This window comes from Candidatus Binataceae bacterium (assembly GCA_035650475.1).
Lineage (GTDB): Bacteria > Desulfobacterota > Binatia > Binatales > Binataceae > JAKAVN01.
In genome coordinates this window covers 767,895-785,961 of record DASRHP010000009.1, presented here as the reverse complement: position 1 = coordinate 785,961, position 18,067 = coordinate 767,895, and the positions used below count along the sequence as shown (strand labels likewise).

The following is an 18,067-nucleotide window of genomic DNA, read 5'->3' as shown; positions in this document are numbered from 1 at the left end:
CCTACAGGTTGAGCTTCCCGATCAGCTCCGAGTCCTCCAGGAACTGCCGCTCGACCTTTCCCAGCACCTCCGTCAGCACGCTTTTGTCCCAGAGCTGAAAATGGTCGAGCATCGCGCTGAAGGTTACGTCGCGTCCAAGATGGGCATACTCGCGCAGCCGTGGCGGAATCAGTATTCTGCCTTGACGATCGACCTGCACTTCGTGGGCGCCGCCGATGAAGAACATCTGGAAGGCCTGCATGCTCGACTCCAGGCTGGCGCGCTGGCTGGCCTTGCCTACCAGCTTCGTCCAGTTGGCGGGCGGAAAGACCGCAAGGCAGCGCTGGTGTTCGGCAACCCAGTTGGTGACGAAAACCGTCTCCTGGTTGTCACGGGCGAGCGCCTCGCGCACCTGCGCCGGGATGCTGACACGACCCTTATCGTCGATTGTATGGTCGAATCGTCCCCCGAACACCGCATGACTCCCTAGACCACCACAACATCCCACTCGCTCCCACTAGAGTCAAGTGAATCCGTGTTCGGCAGCCTGTCAGCACGCGAAATTATATTTGGTTGTGACTAGTCGAATAAAAAGCGAAGATTGAGCTGCGTCCTTGACAGCACGCGCCACAATCACAAAATATGCTCCCGACGTTCTGGCGCAGTCCCTATTTCCGGAACATCACAGATTCGGACCTGTGCAGGTGGCGGAGATGAGTAATCGAAGTGCGTTGGGCCGTACCCTGTTGCTTGCGGTTCTGACGTTTGTGTTGGCGATCACGGCCGGCGACACGACCAGCGTCGCCGGTGAGACCCGCGGCTCGACCGCGATCGTGAAGGCGGCGACAACCACCGACAGCGGCGCGCCCGGCGCCTCGAAGAGCTGGAGCTTCGACCACGACCGCGGCTACCTGATGCCGGGCGACTGGACCGCGGTGTCGGGCAACTGGAAGGTGCTGCTCGACATGCACGCGCCCAGCCTGCCCAACACGCTCAGCCTGCCGGGTTACGGCCTGCCGCGCACCAAGGCGGTGATGCTCTGGATCGATTCGTTTTTCAGCGACACCTATCTGCTGGCGATCCCCAAGGACTCGACCGAGTATTCCGATCTCTCACTCCAGGCTGACATCAAACCGTGGGGCGGCGCCTGGGGCAGCTACGCCGGCCTTGTTGTGCGCTACACCGATCCTCAGGACTACTATGTGCTCGCCGCCGCATGCCCGAAAGACTACGTCGCGTTGTATCGGATGAGCGGCGGCCGTCTCACCTTGATCAAAGAGGCGCCGGCGGAGCTCGAACGCGGCCGCTGGTACGCGCTGCGGCTTGACGCGCGCGGAGATCATTTCAGCGCCTACCTCAACGGCAAGCAGCTTTTCGAGGCGCAGGACAGCGGGCTGGCCAAGGGGCGCATCGGCGTGTGGTCGCAGAATGACTCGCGCGTGAGCTTCGACAACGTCAAGGTCACGGCGGAAAGCGCGCCCGGCGCCTGAGATCGCGAAGGCCGAAGCGGGAGCCGCGCTTGCGCCTTCGCGCGTGCGCCCATAGGTTGAGAGCGTGAGCCAGGAACCGTCTGCTGATTTTCAGGAGCCGTTCGAGCCCGAGCGGATGTCGCGCGGCGAATACATTGGCGAGGTGTTCAACGGCGTCGGTGTGGCATTGGGACTCGCGCTGTTGTGGCTGATGGAGATCGTGCGCGACGCCTTTTTCGCTCTGCTCGATCGGCTCAACGTCAAGCCGCGCCGGCGTAGAAACGTAAGCGCCTTTCCGCCCAGCCGTGCGAGCAAGCGCCCGCCCGAGGCAGCTCCCGGCGCCGGCTGATCGCCGCCCCTTCAGTCCGTCGGCCGCGCCCGGCCGATACGCTTGATTCCCGCCGCCTCCGCGTCGGTTTCGGCGGCGGCGCGCGCCCCGGACGCTGATCGCGTCTCGTCCTGTGCCTCTTCGAGCAGCCGCGCAAGGTAGGCTGCAAGCTCGTCGTCGAGCACACGCACGAGCGCCTCGGTATGCGCGGCCTGGATGATCTTGAGAAAGCCGTCGAGCCGATGGCCCCGGTCGTGCAGCCGGATAAGGCGCGCGATCGCGCCGTGCGAGAGCGCCGCCAGCCGGCGCCCGAGCGCGCGTCTTACCTGCTCGAACAGCTCGTCGAGTTCACGCGCGGGCAGCGCCGTGCCGAGTACGAATCTGCATCGCGCGCATCGCGCCGCCTGCGGCCCCGCCGACTCGTCCTCATCGCATCGCGCGATCCGGCGCGCCAGATGCTCGGCGCGCACGCCGAATTCCGCGCCTTCGGGCGGCCCCAGCGCCGCGATCGAGTCGAGGCGGGCGAACGCGGCGAGATGCTCGCGCAGGTCGCGCAGTTGCGCGCCGAGGCGCTCGCCCTCGCGCCGCCATCGCTCATGCGCCGCGCGGTAAACCGCCAGATACGTCCATCGGAATTTCTCGAAGCGCGCCTCGAGCGCCTCGAAGCGCCGCCGCGCGTCGGGCATCACGCCCGCCTCCAGTGCCGCGAGCAGAAGCTGACATTCGACCACCAACGGCGCGCCCGCGCCCTCGCCCGCACAATCGTCGCCCGCGAGGTCGGGCCTGAGCCCGGTGTCGCGCAGAAACTCGCCCATCGCGCGCATCCGCGCCGCCGCCGCGGCCGCTATTGCAAGGTCCTCGTAGCCGGCAACCGTGCGCATCGCGTGCTCGCAACGCGCGGCGTCGGCGCCAATCCGAATCAGCGCGTGCGCCCCGCCTTCGGCGAGCGCGACGAACTCCTCCAACGCCCGCCGATGCTCGGCGGTTAGCGGCGCCCGCGTCCCGCGCGTCTCTCGCGCGGCGGCCTCGAATGCGACGCCCACGCGGCGCGCCTCTTCTGCCGCCGCGCGCATCGCGTCGTCCAGCCGGCGGAGCCGCTCGGGCACCTCGGCCGGCTCGCGCGCCTCGGCCAGCGTCGCGTCGAAGCGTCGGGCCAGCGCGAGCGCGGCGTTGAACCGCGCAAGCTGCGCCGCGTCCGCGGCACGCGCGTCGAAGCGCGCCGCGCGGCCGTCGAAGATGATCACGCCGGCGCTGCGCGTTGCGAGCGCAGCGAGCATCCGCTCCGTCGCGTTGCGGCCGCCCGCCACGCGATCGGCCGCGACGCCCCCGGACACGGCGAGCGCGCGCGTGCGCAACCCGCGGACCGACAGCGCAGGCGCGCCGGCCAGCGCCTCGAGCATCAGCGTTTCGACCGCCACGCGGGCGGCCGCCCGATCTTCATGCGCGTCGGCGGCGCGGTAAGCGGTTGCGAGCGCCGCGCGCCCGCTTTCGCCCAGCCGTTCGGCGACGCGGCGCGCGACGGCGGCAACCCGCAACAGGTCAACGTCCATAAGCGGTCGGCTGTAGCAGCCTGCCGACGGCCCCCAATGGTCGAGTACTTCGGCGATCAGGCCGGCCAGCGCGGGAATCGCTGGCGGATCACCGGCGGTGGCGAGCAGCGCGCGCAGGGCCAGCGGATGGAACGGGAAGATCGAGCGCGGCTCGAAGCCGTCCGTGTCAACCGCCCGATAAAGCGCGGCCGCCGCCTCCGTGTCGAGCACTCGGCGCGCGCGCGCCAGCGCCGCCAGCATCAGCTCCCGCTCGCCGTTCGGAGCGACGTCGAGCGCGAGCGCGTCTGCAGGCGGTTGGTCCCCGCGCGCGGCGACGAACACGGCGATCTGGATTTCGCGCGGCGCGCTCGTCCGCGCAAGCTCAGCGATGCAGTCGCGCGCGCCGGCGAGCGGCGCGCCGCCCAAGTCGAGCGCCAGATGGAGCGCGCGCACCCCGATGCGGCGGGCGTGCGCAAGCGCGACCTCGAGCGCTTGCGCGCCGCGCATCCTGCGCCACAGCGCGCTCTGGCCGCCGGCGACGCCGAGCACCCGCTCGAACTCGCCGAGCAACCGCTGCTCGACGCCCTCCGTCCACGCGCATCCGCCGGCATCGACACGAATAACCGCGCGCCGCCCGGCCTCCGCGCCCGCCCGTTCCTCAAGCGCGAGGACGTAATTGAGGAAGTGCGTCTTGCCCGAGCCCGGAGGCCCGCCGATCCAGAAGAGCGCACGGGCGCCGCGCGCGCGCGCCGCGCTTATCGCTGCCCACGCGCGCTGCGCGGCCGCGGTAAGAAAGTAGAACTCGACCGCGTCCGCACTGGGGGCGGGCTCCAGCGAAGCTCGCTCGACGATCGGCGGCCCGAGCTCGAACAGCGGACGCTCCGCCGATCGCGAGGCGCCCTTATGCGCGCTCATAAAGCCCTCTTAGCGCACGCGGGCCGGCCGCGCTACGAAAGGCTGACGGGTTTTCCCGCTGTCGGTTTAATAGCGGTGAAAACTCACGCGCCGCCGCTCGCCGCGCCGATCGTTTTGACCGCACAATCATCGGCGCGCGATTTTCGTCGGCGCGTCAATAACCGTTCCGAAAACTCCTGTGGAGAATGATGCGAAACATGTGGATTCACGTGAAACATTGCCGCGCGCCGGCTCAGACCACGCCGTCGGCGCGCAGCCGCTCGAGCTCCTCGGCCCCGATTCCGATCGCCGCCAGGACCTCGGCGGTGTGCTCGCCGAGCACCGGCGGGCGGCGCGTCGGACGCGCGGGCGGCGTGGCATCGGAGAGCTTGACCGGCGAGCCCGCGACCTTGATCGCGCCGCGGGTGGGAAATTCGCTCTCCATCAGCATCCCGCGCCGCGCGAGCTCCGGGTCGGCGACGACCTCTGGGATCGAGCGCACCGGCGCGCAGGGAACGCCCTGCTCGATGAGCGTCGCGATGAGCTCGTCGCGCCGATGCGTGCGTGTCCACTGGGTGACCAACGTGTCGACCTCGCCGACGTTGGCGAGCCGCGTCGCATGGTCCTTGAAGCGCGGCGCGTCGATCAGTTCCGCACGCCCCATCAGCCGCGCGATCGTGCGCCAGTGCGTCTCGTTGAGGCAGAAGATCAGTACCTCGCCGTCGGCCGCGGGATAGACGTCGGAGGGGCAGGCGTTGCGATGGCGATTGCCCAGGCGCTCGAGCGCACGTCCCTGCAAATGGTCGGCGATTAGCCCGGTCAGCGCCGGGACGCACACGTCGAGCATCGCGACCTCGACCTTCTGCCCGCGCCCGCTGCGCTCGCGATGGTAGAGCGCGGCGAGGATGCCGCTTGCGAGGTGGCTGCCGGTGCCCATGTCGATGAAGGTTGCGGGCGTCTTGACGCCGCTGCGGTCGGGGTAGCCGGTCACGTTCATGAAGCCCGAGCTCGCCTGCACCGTGCTGTCCATCGCGCCCAGCTTCGCCCACGGGCCGTCGCTGCCGTAGCCCTTGGCGCTCGCGTAGACCAGGCGCGGGAAGCGATTGCGCAGATCGTCGTAGCCGAGGCCGAAGGACTCCATCACGCCGCTCGTGTAGTTCTCGACCAGCACGTCGGCGCGCGCGACGAGCCGCAGCGCGATCTCGCGCCCGCGCGGATGCTTGAGGTTGAGCGTGACCGAACGCTTGTTGGCGTTGAGCATCAGGAAGGAGTAGTTGACGCCGCCGGGCGAGGAGTCGGGCCGGCGCAGGTTCTCGCCCGCGCCGGGCGGTTCGATCTTGACAACCTCCGCGCCCATCAGGGCAAGCTGCAAGGTGCAGTAGGGCGCGGCAAAGATCTGGCCGAAGTCGATGACGTGAATTCCCGCAAGCGGCAGTCCCATCCGGCGCTCTCCCTCGTCCCAAGCCGCGCTCAACGCAAAAGGTTGCGCGCGATCACCATCCGATGGACTTCGGAGGGGCCCTCGCCGATGCGGCGGATGCGCGCCTCGCGGTACCATCGCTCGAGCGGAAACTCCTTGCTCACGCCGTAGCCGCCGTGGATCTGCACGGCGCGATCGACCACGCGGCCGAGCACCTCGCTCGAGTAGAGCTTGGCGATCGACGCCTCCATCCGCGCGTCCTCGCCGCGGTCGGCTTTCCACGCGCCGTCCCACGTCAGCCAGCGCGCCGCGCGCAGCTCGACCTCCGAGTCGGCGAGCATCCACTGGATCGCCTGGCGGCGTGCCAGCAGCTCGCCGAACGTTTTGCGCTGCTTGGCATGCTTGACCGCCATCTCCAGTGCGGCGACGCCGACGCCGATGTTGCAGGCCGAGTACGGAAAGCGCAGGCGCGTGAGCAGGTCGAGGCAGAGCGAGAGCCCGCCGCCCTCGGGGCCGAGCCGCTGCGCGAGCGGCACGCGGCAATCCTCGAACTGGACCTCGCACGGCAGCGCCGCCGTACGCAGGACCTTGAACGGGCGCGGCGTGAACCCGGGCGTGTTCTTTTTGATAATGAACGCGGTGATGCCGGCGCGGCCGGCGGTGGGATCGGTACGCGTGAAGACCACGCCCCATTCGGCCTCGTGCGCGTGCGAGGTAAAGATCTTGGTGCCGTTGAGCACGTAGCTGTCGCCGTCGCGCGCGGCGCGGCACTGGATCGCGCCAGCCGGGTCGGAGCCGCCGGCCGGCTCGGTGATGCCGAAGAAGGTGTACCAGGCGTTCTTGATCGCCGGGACCGCGTAGGTCTGGATCTGCTCCTCGGTGCCGGCCCAAATGACCGGTGGCGGGGTGCGGCCGAAGACGCCCGCGCCCGGGTTGTACAGACCCATGCGATGCTGCGCCATCTCCTCGTACAGCACACACATCGCGAAGGTGCCGAGCCCGGCGCCCCCGTACTTCTGCGCCACGCCCATGCACCACAGGCCGGCGGCCTGGGTCTTGCGCGCGATCGCCCAGTAGTCGTGCTCGGGAATTTCGGCCGCGTCGGGATCGAGCCGATTCTCGATCGGGATGATCTCGTCGCGGATGATGCGCCGCACCTGTTGGCGCAGCGTCTTCAGCTCCTCTGACAGTTCAAACCCGCGCTCGCCGTTCTCCATTTTGCGCTCGCCTCCGGTGGATGTCCGGCCGCCGCCGCGACAGGATTATGCTTCGAGCCGCCGGCGCAGCGTGCCGAGCCAAATCTCGCGGATCCGTTCGAGGTCGTACACGCCCCAGCTTCCTCTCAGGCGCGGATCGATGTCGCGGAGGTGGCGAATCGCGCCGTCAATCTTCGCGATCGCGCGCTCGCCGGCGGCACGGCGCTCCGGCGCGCCGAACGTCCGCGCCTCGAGCCACAGGGCCGCGCCCTCGAGGGCCTCAGCGCTGTATTTCCATAAATCGCGCTCCGCGCCAACCTCCGGCCGCATCGCCGTCTCAGCCGCGGCGACCGCCTCGCGCATCGCGGCGGCCGCCCCAAGCAGGCGGGCACGGCGCGCCGGCGCTCCGGCGGCGTCAGCCGGCGGACGCAGAACTTCGCCGTGCCGGAGCGCCATCGCCGAAGCGCGCGCCACCGCACGATACGCTTGGCCCATCGCGCCAGCGCATCGCGGGTGACGCAGCCCGGCTGTCCGCTCCGCCATCGCGTCGCCGTCGAGATCGAGCGAGCGCGCCGCGCGCGCGAACGTCTCGAGATTGACGGGGTAGGCGAGCGCGCTGAATGCGCCGAAGGTCAAGCACGAAACGCTCCGCAGGCCCATCCGATGGTACGCGCGCAGATCGCGCACGATGACCGACGGGGTCGCAAAGCCCACGCCGCCGAACAGGATCGCGTCGGCGTAGTATTCGAAGATTTGGCCGCGCCCGTCGAACAGATCGACGTAGCGCCGCAGCGAATCGAAGTAGCGCGGATTGACGTCGCAGCCGGGATCGTCGATCGCGTGCGCGTAGCATCGCTCGCGCGGCGCCCATTCGAACCAAACATTGGCCTGCGGGCGCAGCACCGGATCGGGCTCCAGCGTGTCGTGGTAGGCGAGATAGGTAACGGGCGGCGCGGCGGCGCCCAATTCGCGCCCGAACGCCTCCGCGATTTCGTTGGCGACCTTCATGTACTGAAGCTGCGGCGAGAGCGCGGCGCACCCCGTGCATCGGCACCATGCTCCGCGATGAACGTCCGCACCCCATACGTGTAGCGCTGCCATCTCGGGATGCTCGCGCAGGTAGCCGAGCGCGCGCTTAGCCACGAGCTCAAGCGCCGCGGGGTTTGACGCGCACAGATTGCCTCGCGGGTTACGCCGCCCGTGCTCGTCGATCGGAAAATACTTGGGCGAGGTCTCCAACCGCTCGCGAGGCATCAACAGCGGCAGAACGTGGCCGCCGCACTCGACCGCGATTCCGCCTTCGGCGAGGATCGGGGCGGCTTCATGGATCACCAACCGCGTGTCCTGCGCGTGCCGGATGTAGAAAAACGCGTTGAGCCCGCGCCACGCCATCCACGCGACGAACTCGCGGTCGTGTTCGAGATGCGTCTGCAAACGCGCCGCGTCGCCGTAGTGCCAGGTCATGATGTCGGAGGCGAAGGCGCGGCGCGCGAACGCCGGCGCAACGCTGTATGGCTCAACCGCCTCGAGGCGCGCCGCGTCGCTTCGCGGAAACTCGGGCGCCTGGCCGAGCGCGAAGCGCGCGCCGAGGCGCTCGAGCAGATCCCAGGCGGCGTGAAGCGCGCCGCGCGCGGAGGCGGCGCTGAGCATCAGCGCGCCGCCGCGGCGCGTCAGCGCAAAGCCGTCGCTGGGGAGCGCGGCGCCGGGCGCCGCGCTCCCCAGCGACGACTCCCCAGCCAGGGCGGCGGCGCCCGCCGCCGGCGCCGGCGGGGCGCCGCCGCCCTGGCCTGCCCCGGCGCCGGAGCGCGCCGCGCGCTCCGGCGCCAGCAGCAGGGCGTTGGGGTCGAGGCCGCGCGCGGCCTCGACCCCAACGCTCCGACCCAACATTGCAGACAGCCCCGCCGCCAGCGCGCACGCTGCACGGCGCACGAGCGGGTCGCCGCCGTGCGCGTGGCACACCCGCGCGCCCTCGCGCGCACTATCGGCCCACGTGGCCATCCTGCTCCCCATGGGCGCTCTCCGCCCGCGTTTTTCCCCTCCCGCCGGAATGATAACATCGGTTCGCGCCGCGCGGCGGCGCGCCCAATTCACGCTTACTCAGCAGCGGCTCGTCGATGCCCACGCCCAACGAAATTCTGGTCCAACTCAAGAGGGTCAAATACCCCGGCTTCACCCGCGATATCGTCTCCTTCGGCATGGTCAAGGATATCGAGATCGCGCACAAGGGCGTGACCGTGTCGCTCAGCGCGCCCAGCACCAAGCCCGAGGTCGCCGCGCAAATCGTCGAAGACGTCCGCCGTACGGTTGCCGCCATTCCCGGAGTGCCTGCGGTTGAGGTCCGGATGGAGCAGGCGCCAGCAACGCCGCGGATGGCCCCGGGGTCGAGCCGCCGGCTCGTGCCTGGCGTGCGCCACGTCGTCGCGGTGGCGAGCGGCAAGGGCGGCGTCGGCAAATCGACGGTCGCGGTCAACCTGGCGCTGGCGATGGCGGCGGCGGGATGGCGCGTTGGACTGATGGACGCCGACGTGTACGGGCCGAGCGTGGCGATGATGGTCGGGGCGGAGCGCCAGGTTCGGCTCACTCCCGAGCGGCGCATCGTGCCGCTCGAACGCTACGGCATCCGTTACATCTCGATGGCGCTGTTCGTGGAGGACGAGGCCGCGGTCATCTGGCGCGGCCCGATGATCACCAAGCTGGAGAGCGAGTTCCTGTTCAACGTGGAGTGGGGCGAGCTCGACTGCCTGGTGCTCGACCTGCCGCCGGGGACCGGCGACGCCCAGCTCACCATCACGCAGCGCGTCGCGCTCGCGGGCGGGATCGTCGTCACCACGCCGCAGGACATCGCGCTGCTCGACGTGCGGCGCGGAGTCGCGATGTTCCAGCAGGTGGACGTGCCGGTGCTGGGCGTGATCGAAAACATGAGCTATCACCTGTGCGGCAAGTGCGGGGCGCGCCACGAGATCTTCGCCCACGGCGGCGGCGCGCGGCTGGCGCGCGAGCTCGGGGTGCCGTTTTTGGGCGAGCTTCCGCTCGTGCGCGAGCTGCGCGAAGGCGGCGACTACGCGCGTCCGCTGGTCGCCGTGCGTCCGGACCATCCGGTGAGCGCCGTCTTCGACTCGATCGCGCGCGAGATCATCGCGGAGCTGGAGCAGAAGACGAATTGAACGGGCAAGACCGATTAGCCTGGCAATCAGAACCCCCATCCTCGGTTTCCCTCGCAACCGAACGCGGCCGAAGAGGCGCAAGCGATGTTCGCCGTATTTGACATCGAGACCCGCGTGGACAAGCGGCTGCTCAACCGGGCGCTGTGCGCGGGCGAGGGGCTGAGCGACGAGGAAGCCTATCAGCACATGCGCGAACAGCTGCGCGCGCGGCGCGGCAGCGACTTTTTTCCGCTCACCCTGCATCTGCCGATCTCGATTGCGATCGGCGACGTCGGCGCGGATCACGTCCTGCGCTCGGTGCAGAGCCTCGCACTGGACGGATACTCCGAGGAGGCGCTGGTGCGCGAGTTCTGGGCGCGCGCCGAGCGCTTCGGCGGATGCCTGGTGACGTTCAACGGGCGGCGTTTCGATCTGCCCGTGCTCGAGCTCGCCGCGCTGCGTTACGGTATCGCCGCGCCCAACCATTTCGCCGACGCCCCGGGCAACGCGCGCTCGCGCTACGCGACCGAGCGTCATCTCGATCTCTGCGACTACCTGACCAACTTCGGCGCGGCCGGGCCGCTGCGGGGCGGGATGGATCTGCTGCTCAAGATGATCGGGCTGCCGGGCAAGATTGGGATCGACGGCACCCAGGTGCAGGACCTTTACGACGCAGGCCGGCTCGACGAGATTCATCGCTACTGCCGCAGCGACGTAATCCAGACCTACTTTTTGTTCCTGCGCGTCGAGCTGATGCGCGGGCGGATCGACGAGGCCGGCTATCGCGCCGCGTGTGAGGTCTCGGCGCACTTCCTCGACGAACTCAGGGCGCCGGCGGCCTGCAGCGAAGCGCCGGCGCTGGGCAAGACGACGGGAACGAGCGGCGATGGCTGAGCAGGCACAGGCGGCGCCGAAGATCTCGCTCGTCGTCATCACTCGCAACGAGGAGGAACTGATCGGGCAGTGCCTCAAGAGCGCGGCGACGTTCTGCGACGAGCTGATCGTGGTCGATTCGTTCTCGACCGACAGCACGGTCGAGATTGCGCGCGCGCTGGGCGCGCGCGTTTTCCAACGCCCCTTCGAGGGCTACGTCGCGCAGAAGCAGTTCGCGCTCGAGCAGGCGACGGGCGAGTGGGTCTTCTCGCTCGACGCTGACGAGCAGGCGACCTGGGAGCTCGGGCGCGAGATCAAGGCGGCGCTTGGCGCCGCCGCGCCGGCCGACGGCTATCGCGTCCGTCGTATCCTTTATCATCTCGGCCACTACTACACGCGCGGGCTTTACCCGGACCGCCATCTGCGGCTGTTCCGACGCCGGCGCGCGCGCTTCGGCGGACGCGAGCCGCACGCCAGCGTGCGACTCGACGGCCGCGTCGCTTCGCTCCACTCGCCGATTCTGCACTTCAGCTATCGCGACGTCGCCGACCATATCGCGACCATCGACCGCCTGAGCACGCAGGCCGCGAGCGAGGGCGAGCCGGGGCCATTCACGGCGGTCAAAATGTTCGCCAATCCGGCCTGGCGCTTCTTCAACTTCTACGTCCTGCGCGGAGGCTTTCGCGAGGGCGGGCGCGGGCTATACGCGGCGATGAGCGCGGCGTTCTACGTCTTTCTGAAGTACGCCAAGCTCTACGAGCGCCGGCTGCGCACGCGGCGCCGGCTGTGAATCGGTCCCGCCCGAAAGGCGCGCAAGCGGCGACCATGCGATCCGAGCGAACGGCTGCGACTGCCGCTGCAGCCTGTTTTCCACCTCGTCGTAACTGCTAACGTACGCAGCCTGAGATGAACCGCTTCCACATCCGGGCCGGTGCGGCGGGCGCGCGGCTCCGCGGCAAGGCCGCCTGATGCCCGCGCGCGAGATTATCGACGGCGTCCTCGGCCTGCTGGACGACCTGCCCGCGCGCGGGACGCGTGCGCTCGACGTGAGTTGCCGCAACGGCGAAGTGCTGGCCGAGCTGGCGCGGCGCGGCTTCGAGGTGCGCGGCACGCGCTTCGAGCGCGGCCTCGCGCCGATCGAGGGCATCCCGATCGACGAAGGCGTCGATCTGACGCGCGGTCTGCCCTACCCCGACGCCAGCTTCGACCTCGTCCTGCTGACCGAGGTGATCGAGCACCTGGAGAACCATCGCGCGGCAATCTGCGAGCTCGCGCGCGTGCTGCGCCCGGGCGGCCGGCTGGTGCTGACCACGCCGAACATCATGCGGCTCGACTCGCGGTTGGGCTTTTTGCTCTCCGGAATGCACAAGGCCAAGCGGCGGGCGATGCCGCTCGACACGCCGCTTGCCGAGGCGCATCGCTACCACAACTATCCGATCGCGTTTCCGCTGCTCTACTACCTGCTGCGGATCAACGGCCTCGGCGTCGAGCGCCTCGGCCACGGCAAGGTCAAGCCGCTTAGCTGGGCGCTGTACGCGCTGCTCTATCCGCTGGTCGCGGCCAACACGCGCTACCGTCTGCTCGCGCGCGAGCGCGGCGCCGAGGCGCGCGAGCTTAACCGCGAGCTGATGCGCTGGATGCTCGAGCGGCGCGTGCTGGTCGAGGACAACTTGATCGTGCGCGCGCGCAAATCCTCCCCGCACGCGGCGGCGGCGCGATGAAGGGCGGCGGCGGGCGGCGCTTTGGCGCCCGCGCGCGGGCTTGATAAGTTAGGCGGGCGAGATGAAACGGCTGCTCGGCTACGTCCGCCGCTACCGGGCGCGCTACGCGTTCGCCAGCTTGTGCACGCTCGCCACGGTAACGCTCCAGATGGTCATCCCGTACCTGAGTGGACGGGCGATCAACGCGATCGACGCTGTCCGGCTGGACCGTGTGGCGTGGCTGGCGGGCGCGATCTGCGCCGCCGCGCTGGTGATGGGCGTGGCGCGATGGTTCTCGCGCTTCGTGTTCTTCAACTGCGGGCGCGACATCGAGTACAACCTGCGCAACGACCTCTTCGATCGCCTCACCCTGCTCGACCCCTCGTTCTACGAACGGCTGAAGACGGGCGACCTGATGTCGCGCATGATCAACGACCTCGGCGCGGTGCGGATGATGGTCGGGATGGGGGCGCTTACGCTGGCCAACACGCCGCTGACCTACGTCTACGCGCTGAGCTTCATGGTCAACTCGCAGTGGCGGCTGACGCTTGCCTCGCTGGCGCCGTTCGCGATCCTCTTCGTCGGCATCCGGCGGCTCACCCACAGCCTGATGGAGCGCAGCCTGCGCGTGCAGGAGGAGCTGGGCGCGATCGGCGCCAAGGTGCAGGAGAGCCTGGCCGGCATCCACGTCGTCAAGGCCTACACGCTGCACGAGCGCGAGGCGATGCAGTTCCGCGCGCTCAACGAGCGCTACAATGAGCACGGGCTTGCGCTCGCGCGGCTGCGCGGCGCGCTCATCCCGCTCATCCGCGGCGCCTACGCGACGGCGTTGATGGTGGTGCTGGTGTACGGGAGCTACCTGGTCACACGCGGCGCGATGTCGATCGGCGCGTTAGTCGCCTTCATGGGCTACCTGGCGCAGCTGATGTGGCCGACCACCGCGCTGGGCTGGATGATCTCGATTTACCAGCGCGGGCGCGCCGCGATGAAGCGCCTCGACGACATCTTTCTCGCCCGCGCGCCGGCCTCGCTCGGCGACGGCGAGGCGCGCCTGAGCGTGGCGGGCGCGATCGAATGGGACCGCGTGTGGTTCAGCTACTTCGCGCGCGAGCGGCGCGCTCTCGACGGCGACGGCGACGGCGACGGCGGCCGCGCGCCGGCGCCGCGCGACGGTGTGCACGACGGGGGTGCCGCGGCACCCGACCCTGCCCGAGCATACTATGCGCTGCGCGACATCTCGGTGAAGGTCGCGCCGGGTGAGAAGCTTGCGATCGTCGGCCGCACGGGCTGCGGGAAATCGACGATGGTCAAGCTGATGGCGCGGCTGATGGAGCCGACCGCGGGCCGCGTCCTGCTCGACGGCCGCGACATTCGCGAACTTCCGCTCGGCGCGCTGCGCCGCGCGGTCGGCGTGGTGCCGCAGGAGCCGACGCTGTTCTCGGACACGCTCGCGCGCAATATCGCATTCGGCCGCACGGACGCGGCGGCGGCGGATATCGCGCGCGCCGCGCGCATCGCAGGGCTGGAGGTCGAGATCGCGGCGCTGCCGCACGGGCTGGAGACCGTTGTCGGCGAGCGCGGGATGTCGCTCTCGGGCGGGCAGAAGCAGCGCGTCACCATCGCGCGGCTGCTCGTGTACGATCCCGCCGTGGTCGTGCTCGACGACGCGCTCTCCAGCGTCGATACCGAGACCGAGCGCGCGGTGCTTCACAGCCTGGTCGAGAGCGTGGGCGGGCGCACCATCGTGGTGGTGAGCCATCGCGCATCGACCGTGCGCGACGCCGACCACATCATCGTGCTCGACGAGGGCGCGATCGCCGAGCAGGGCACGCACGAGGAGCTGATGGCGCGCCGCGGAATCTACGCCGAGTTGTTCCGCCGCCAGCTGCTGGAGGAGGAGCTCGCCCGCTACTGAGCGCGATGGAAGTTGCGGCGGAAGAACAACTGAGCCGGGTTTACGACCTGCGCCTGCTGCGCTGGGTGTGGAGCTTCGTGCGCCCCTACCGCGGCCTGTTCTTGCTCTCCCTCGTCCTGATGCCGCTCAACTCGCTGTTCGCGCTCGCTCAGCCTTACATCTGGAAGCTCACGATCGATCTGTTCCTGACCCGGCGGACGGGCGCGCCGCCCGGATGGCTGCGCCCGGTGCTCCACGCTTTCGGCGTGCACGGGCTGCTCGCGATGGGTTGCATCTACCTGTTGCTGGTGGCGGGCGAGTTCTCCAGCTTCTACGGGCAGTTCTATCTGACGATGATGGTGGCGCAGTACAGCCTCTCCGACCTGCGGATGGCGTTGTTCAAGCACGTCGAGCGGCTGCCGATGGCGTTTTTCGACCGCACGCCGACCGGGCGGATGGTCAGCCGGATGACCACCGACATCGACGCGATCAACGAGATGTTCAGCGCGGGCTCGCTGACGATGTTCATCGACGTGCTCACGATGTCGGGGATCGTCGCGATCATGTTCGCCTTCAACGCGAAGCTTGCGCTGTGGACGATGTGCGCAGTGCCGCCGCTGCTGCTGATCCTGAACTTCTTCAGCACCCGCGCGCGCGTGGTCTATCGCGAGATCCGCGAGCGGCTGGCCGCGCTCAACGCCTATCTGGCCGAGGCGCTGGCGGGAATGGCGGTGATCCAGCTCTTCACCCGCGAGCGGGTGAGCCGCGCCGAGTTCGACGCGCTCAACCTGCGCAGCCGCGACGCCCAGATGCGCGCCAACATTTACGAGGCCGGCGTGTTCTCGGCGGTCGAGGCGCTGAGTTCGGTGACCATCGCGATCATCCTGTGGGCGGGCGGCGGCGACGTCGTGCGCCGGCTGGTAACGATCGGCACCCTGGTCGCCTTCATCGATTACGCGCAGAAATTCTTCCTTCCCCTGCGCGACATCTCGAGCAAGTACACCACCCTGCAATCGGCGCTCGCCGCCGCCGAGCGGATCGAGGCGCTGATGGCGACGCCGGCCGCGATTTCAAGCCCGCCCGCGGCGCGTCGCCCCAGCTCGGTTCGCGGCGAGATCGTCTTCGACCACGTCGAGTTCGCCTACCGGCCGGGCGAGCCGGTGCTGCGCAACCTGAGCTTTGTCGTCGAGCCCGGGCGCAAGGTCGCGATCGTCGGCGCCACCGGCTCGGGCAAGACGACGATTATCAAGCTGCTCACGCGACTTTACGACGTGACCGCCGGGCGCATTTTGGTGGACGGTGTGGACGTGCGCGAGTGGGACCTCACTGCGCTGCGCCGCGCGATCGGGCTGGTCCAGCAGGACGTCTTCCTGTTCGCCGGCGACGTGTTCGACAACGTTCGCCTCGCGCGCACCGACCTCGACGAGACGCGCGTGCGCCAGGCGCTGCGCCGCGCGCAGGCGCTGGAGTTCGTCGAGCGCCTGCCGGGCGGGCTGCGCGAGGAGATCCGCGAGCGCGGCGCCAACCTCTCCGCCGGCCAGCGCCAACTGCTCTCGTTCGCACGCGCGCTCGTCTACGACCCGCGGGTGCTGGTGATGGACGAGGCGACCTCCAGCGTGGACAGCGGCACCGAAGCCCTGATCCAGCTCGCACTCGACGAGTTGCTGAAGGAGCGCACGGCCCTGATCATCGCGCACCGCCTGTCCACCATCGAGCGCACCGACCGCATCCTGGTCCTGAGCCAGGGCGTGCTGCGCGAGAGCGGCACGCACGAGGAACTGCTCGCGCGCCGCGGCCTGTACCATCGCCTCTTCGAGTTGCAGTACGCGGCGGCCGAGAGCGCCGGCGAGGCCGTGGACTGAGCCGCCGGCGCCGACCCGCCCTCCGATGCGCCCCGCCCCCCCTCCTCGTCGATCGCCGCCGGCAGAGGTTTCGCCGCCGCGCGCTGGTTCGGCACGAGGGCGCGCCCCGAACCTCATGCGTGCGATCGCATTGGCCGCGATGCTGACGGTGGGCGCCGCGGGGCTGAGCGGATGCGGCGGCGCGGGCTACGTCGCGCGGGCGGCATGGGAGGAGGTGCGTATCCTGTGGCGGCGCCAGCCCATCGACGCCGTGCTCAGCCGCGCCGATCTCTCCTCCGACGTGCGCGAGCGGCTCAAGACGGTGGTGGCGGTGCGCGAATTCGCGCGCCAGCGGCTGGGGCTCAACGTCGGCGGCGCTTACGCAACGATCTCGGAGGTCGATAAGGGGGCAATCGTATGGGTCGTGATGGCGGCGCCGCGCGACTCGCTCCAACCCTACACCTGGTGGTTCCCGATCGTCGGCGAGGTGCCCTACCGCGGCTACTTCGACAAGGCCGACGCCGAGGCCGAGGCCTCGGCAATGGAGGCGCGCGGGTACGATACGCTGGTGCGTCCGGCGGTCGCCTTCTCCAGCCTCGGCTTCTTCAACGATCCGCTGCTCTCCAACCTACTGCGCCTGGACCGGGTCGAGCTCGCGGGCGTGATAATCCACGAGTTGTTCCATCGCACCTACTTCCTCGCCGGCGACGTGAGGTTCGACGAGTCGGCGGCGACCTACGTCGGCAGCGCGGGCGCGGTGAAGTTCTTCGAGGCGACCGAGGGGGCGAATTCGGCCGACGCCGAGGCGGCGCGCGGCGTGCTCGAAAGCGACCTGAAGTTCGCCCGGTTCCTTGCACGCGAATCAGAGCGGCTGCGCAAGCTGTACGAGGGCGGGCTGCCGCAGGCGGAGATCCTCAAGCGCCGGGCGCCGATTTTTGCGGAAATCAACGCCGACTACGCGCGGCTCAAGCCGCAACTGTCGGGGCTCGAGCGCTTCGATCTCGACAAGGTGGCGATCAACAACGCGGTGCTGATCAATTATCTGATCTATTTTCACGACCTCGACAACTTCGCCGCCCTGGACCGGATCTACCGCGGCGACTTAAATGCGACGGTAAGGGCGATAATCGCACTCGCCGAGTCCGACCGGGTGAATCCCTTCTACGCTATTTGGTTGGCCACACGCGTCGGTCCGCAGCGCGCCGCCACCTCGCCGGGCAGTATCCCGCTTTCCGCCACCGCCCCGACGCCGCTTCCATAGCGGGAGGCCGACGACCGCTTCTTGCCTTGTCCGCAAGCAGGATCGCCGCGACACGCAGCAGGCTCGCGTGGAGCGAAAAGAAAGAACCGGCGCTACGATGCACGCGAGGGGGGTTCGCTCTTACCGCCGATGATCGGCCGCAGACGAGCGCGGCGCGCTTCGATGGTTGAGGGTGCGCCCCGACCGGCGGAGCGCCGCTCATGCGCCGCCGCGCTTATCGCGTTGCCACCGAGTCCCGAAATTGCGCGCCCGCCGCGCCGTCTCAGCGAGCCGGCATGCGGCACGACGATCCTGCGATCGAAGGCGACGAGCAGCAGGGCGGCGAGCCAGCAGGTAACGATGATGCCCGAGACCGCGTAGGCGGGTCCGTAGAAGGGGCTGAGGGTCGCGCCAACCGCCGCGCCGAGCGCGAACACCACGAAGTTCCACGGCGAGAGCCACTTGCCGCGGCTTTCCTGATTCACCTTGCGCGATTGCATCTCCGGCGCGCCCCTCCGCTGTCGACCGTAACGCCATTGTCGCGCCGGCGCGCCCCTCTGA

At 69.3% G+C, this 18,067-nt stretch carries 15 protein-coding genes; 9 read left to right on the top strand and 6 right to left on the bottom strand.

Translation table 11 applies throughout. The annotated features are described in order from the left end of the window. Nucleotide 1 precedes the first annotated feature (1 nt). Nucleotides 2-454 (bottom strand): division/cell wall cluster transcriptional repressor MraZ, encoded by a 453-nt coding sequence (locus tag VFB33_09985; protein ID HZO82009.1) that lies wholly within the window; start codon nt 452-454, stop codon nt 2-4. Between the two features lie 238 nt (nt 455-692). On the opposite strand from VFB33_09985, the gene VFB33_09980 reads away from it, so the two are divergent. Then, entirely contained in the window at nt 693-1,469 is a 777-nt protein-coding gene (locus tag VFB33_09980) for a family 16 glycoside hydrolase (protein ID HZO82008.1), read from the top strand. A 64-nt stretch (nt 1,470-1,533) separates the two neighbouring features. After that, nucleotides 1,534-1,797: a hypothetical protein gene (locus VFB33_09975; GenBank protein ID HZO82007.1), complete on the top strand. Its 264-nt coding sequence runs from the start codon at nt 1,534-1,536 to the stop codon at nt 1,795-1,797. 11 nt (nt 1,798-1,808) lie between these two features. On the opposite strand, the gene VFB33_09970 is transcribed toward VFB33_09975, so the two are convergent. The 4 genes from VFB33_09970 to VFB33_09955 all read right to left on the bottom strand — a co-directional run bounded on the left by VFB33_09970 (nt 1,809) and on the right by VFB33_09955 (nt 8,825). Beyond that, entirely contained in the window at nt 1,809-4,220 is a 2,412-nt protein-coding gene (locus VFB33_09970; GenBank protein ID HZO82006.1) for a hypothetical protein, read from the bottom strand. A gap of 232 nt (nt 4,221-4,452) precedes the next feature. Continuing rightward, nucleotides 4,453-5,640, bottom strand: coding sequence for a CoA transferase (locus VFB33_09965; GenBank protein ID HZO82005.1), 1,188 nt, complete (start codon nt 5,638-5,640; stop codon nt 4,453-4,455). Nucleotides 5,641-5,669: 29 nt separating this feature from the next. Beyond that, complete coding sequence (locus VFB33_09960; GenBank protein ID HZO82004.1) at nt 5,670-6,836, bottom strand: acyl-CoA dehydrogenase family protein; 1,167 nt, start codon at nt 6,834-6,836, stop codon at nt 5,670-5,672. 45 nt (nt 6,837-6,881) lie between these two features. Further along, nucleotides 6,882-8,825, bottom strand: a complete 1,944-nt coding sequence (locus VFB33_09955) for a DUF4838 domain-containing protein (protein ID HZO82003.1) — start codon at nt 8,823-8,825, stop codon at nt 6,882-6,884. Between the two features lie 104 nt (nt 8,826-8,929). On the opposite strand from VFB33_09955, the gene VFB33_09950 reads away from it, so the two are divergent. The 7 genes from VFB33_09950 to VFB33_09920 all read left to right on the top strand — a co-directional run bounded on the left by VFB33_09950 (nt 8,930) and on the right by VFB33_09920 (nt 17,527). Further along, complete coding sequence (locus VFB33_09950) at nt 8,930-9,979, top strand: P-loop NTPase (GenBank protein ID HZO82002.1); 1,050 nt, start codon at nt 8,930-8,932, stop codon at nt 9,977-9,979. Between the two features lie 84 nt (nt 9,980-10,063). Next, a complete protein-coding gene (locus VFB33_09945; GenBank protein ID HZO82001.1) occupies nt 10,064-10,852 on the top strand; it encodes a 3'-5' exonuclease in 789 nt (262 codons plus the stop codon). Continuing rightward, nucleotides 10,845-11,621 (top strand): glycosyltransferase family 2 protein, encoded by a 777-nt coding sequence (locus tag VFB33_09940; GenBank protein HZO82000.1) that lies wholly within the window; start codon nt 10,845-10,847, stop codon nt 11,619-11,621. Before VFB33_09945 ends, VFB33_09940 begins: the two co-directional genes overlap by 8 nt. A 178-nt stretch (nt 11,622-11,799) precedes the next feature. Next, the gene (locus VFB33_09935; GenBank protein HZO81999.1) at nt 11,800-12,552 is read left to right on the top strand and encodes a class I SAM-dependent methyltransferase; all 753 of its coding nucleotides are present in this window, start codon (nt 11,800-11,802) and stop codon (nt 12,550-12,552) included. Between the two features lie 61 nt (nt 12,553-12,613). After that, a complete protein-coding gene (locus VFB33_09930; protein HZO81998.1) occupies nt 12,614-14,446 on the top strand; it encodes an ABC transporter ATP-binding protein in 1,833 nt (610 codons plus the stop codon). Nucleotides 14,447-14,451: 5 nt separating this feature from the next. Further along, nucleotides 14,452-16,287 (top strand): ABC transporter ATP-binding protein, encoded by a 1,836-nt coding sequence (locus VFB33_09925; GenBank protein HZO81997.1) that lies wholly within the window; start codon nt 14,452-14,454, stop codon nt 16,285-16,287. Between the two features lie 139 nt (nt 16,288-16,426). Then, a complete protein-coding gene (locus VFB33_09920) occupies nt 16,427-17,527 on the top strand; it encodes an aminopeptidase (GenBank protein HZO81996.1) in 1,101 nt (366 codons plus the stop codon). 92 nt (nt 17,528-17,619) lie between these two features. On the opposite strand, the gene VFB33_09915 is transcribed toward VFB33_09920, so the two are convergent. Then, entirely contained in the window at nt 17,620-18,006 is a 387-nt protein-coding gene (locus tag VFB33_09915; GenBank protein HZO81995.1) for a hypothetical protein, read from the bottom strand. Nucleotides 18,007-18,067 lie beyond the last annotated feature (61 nt).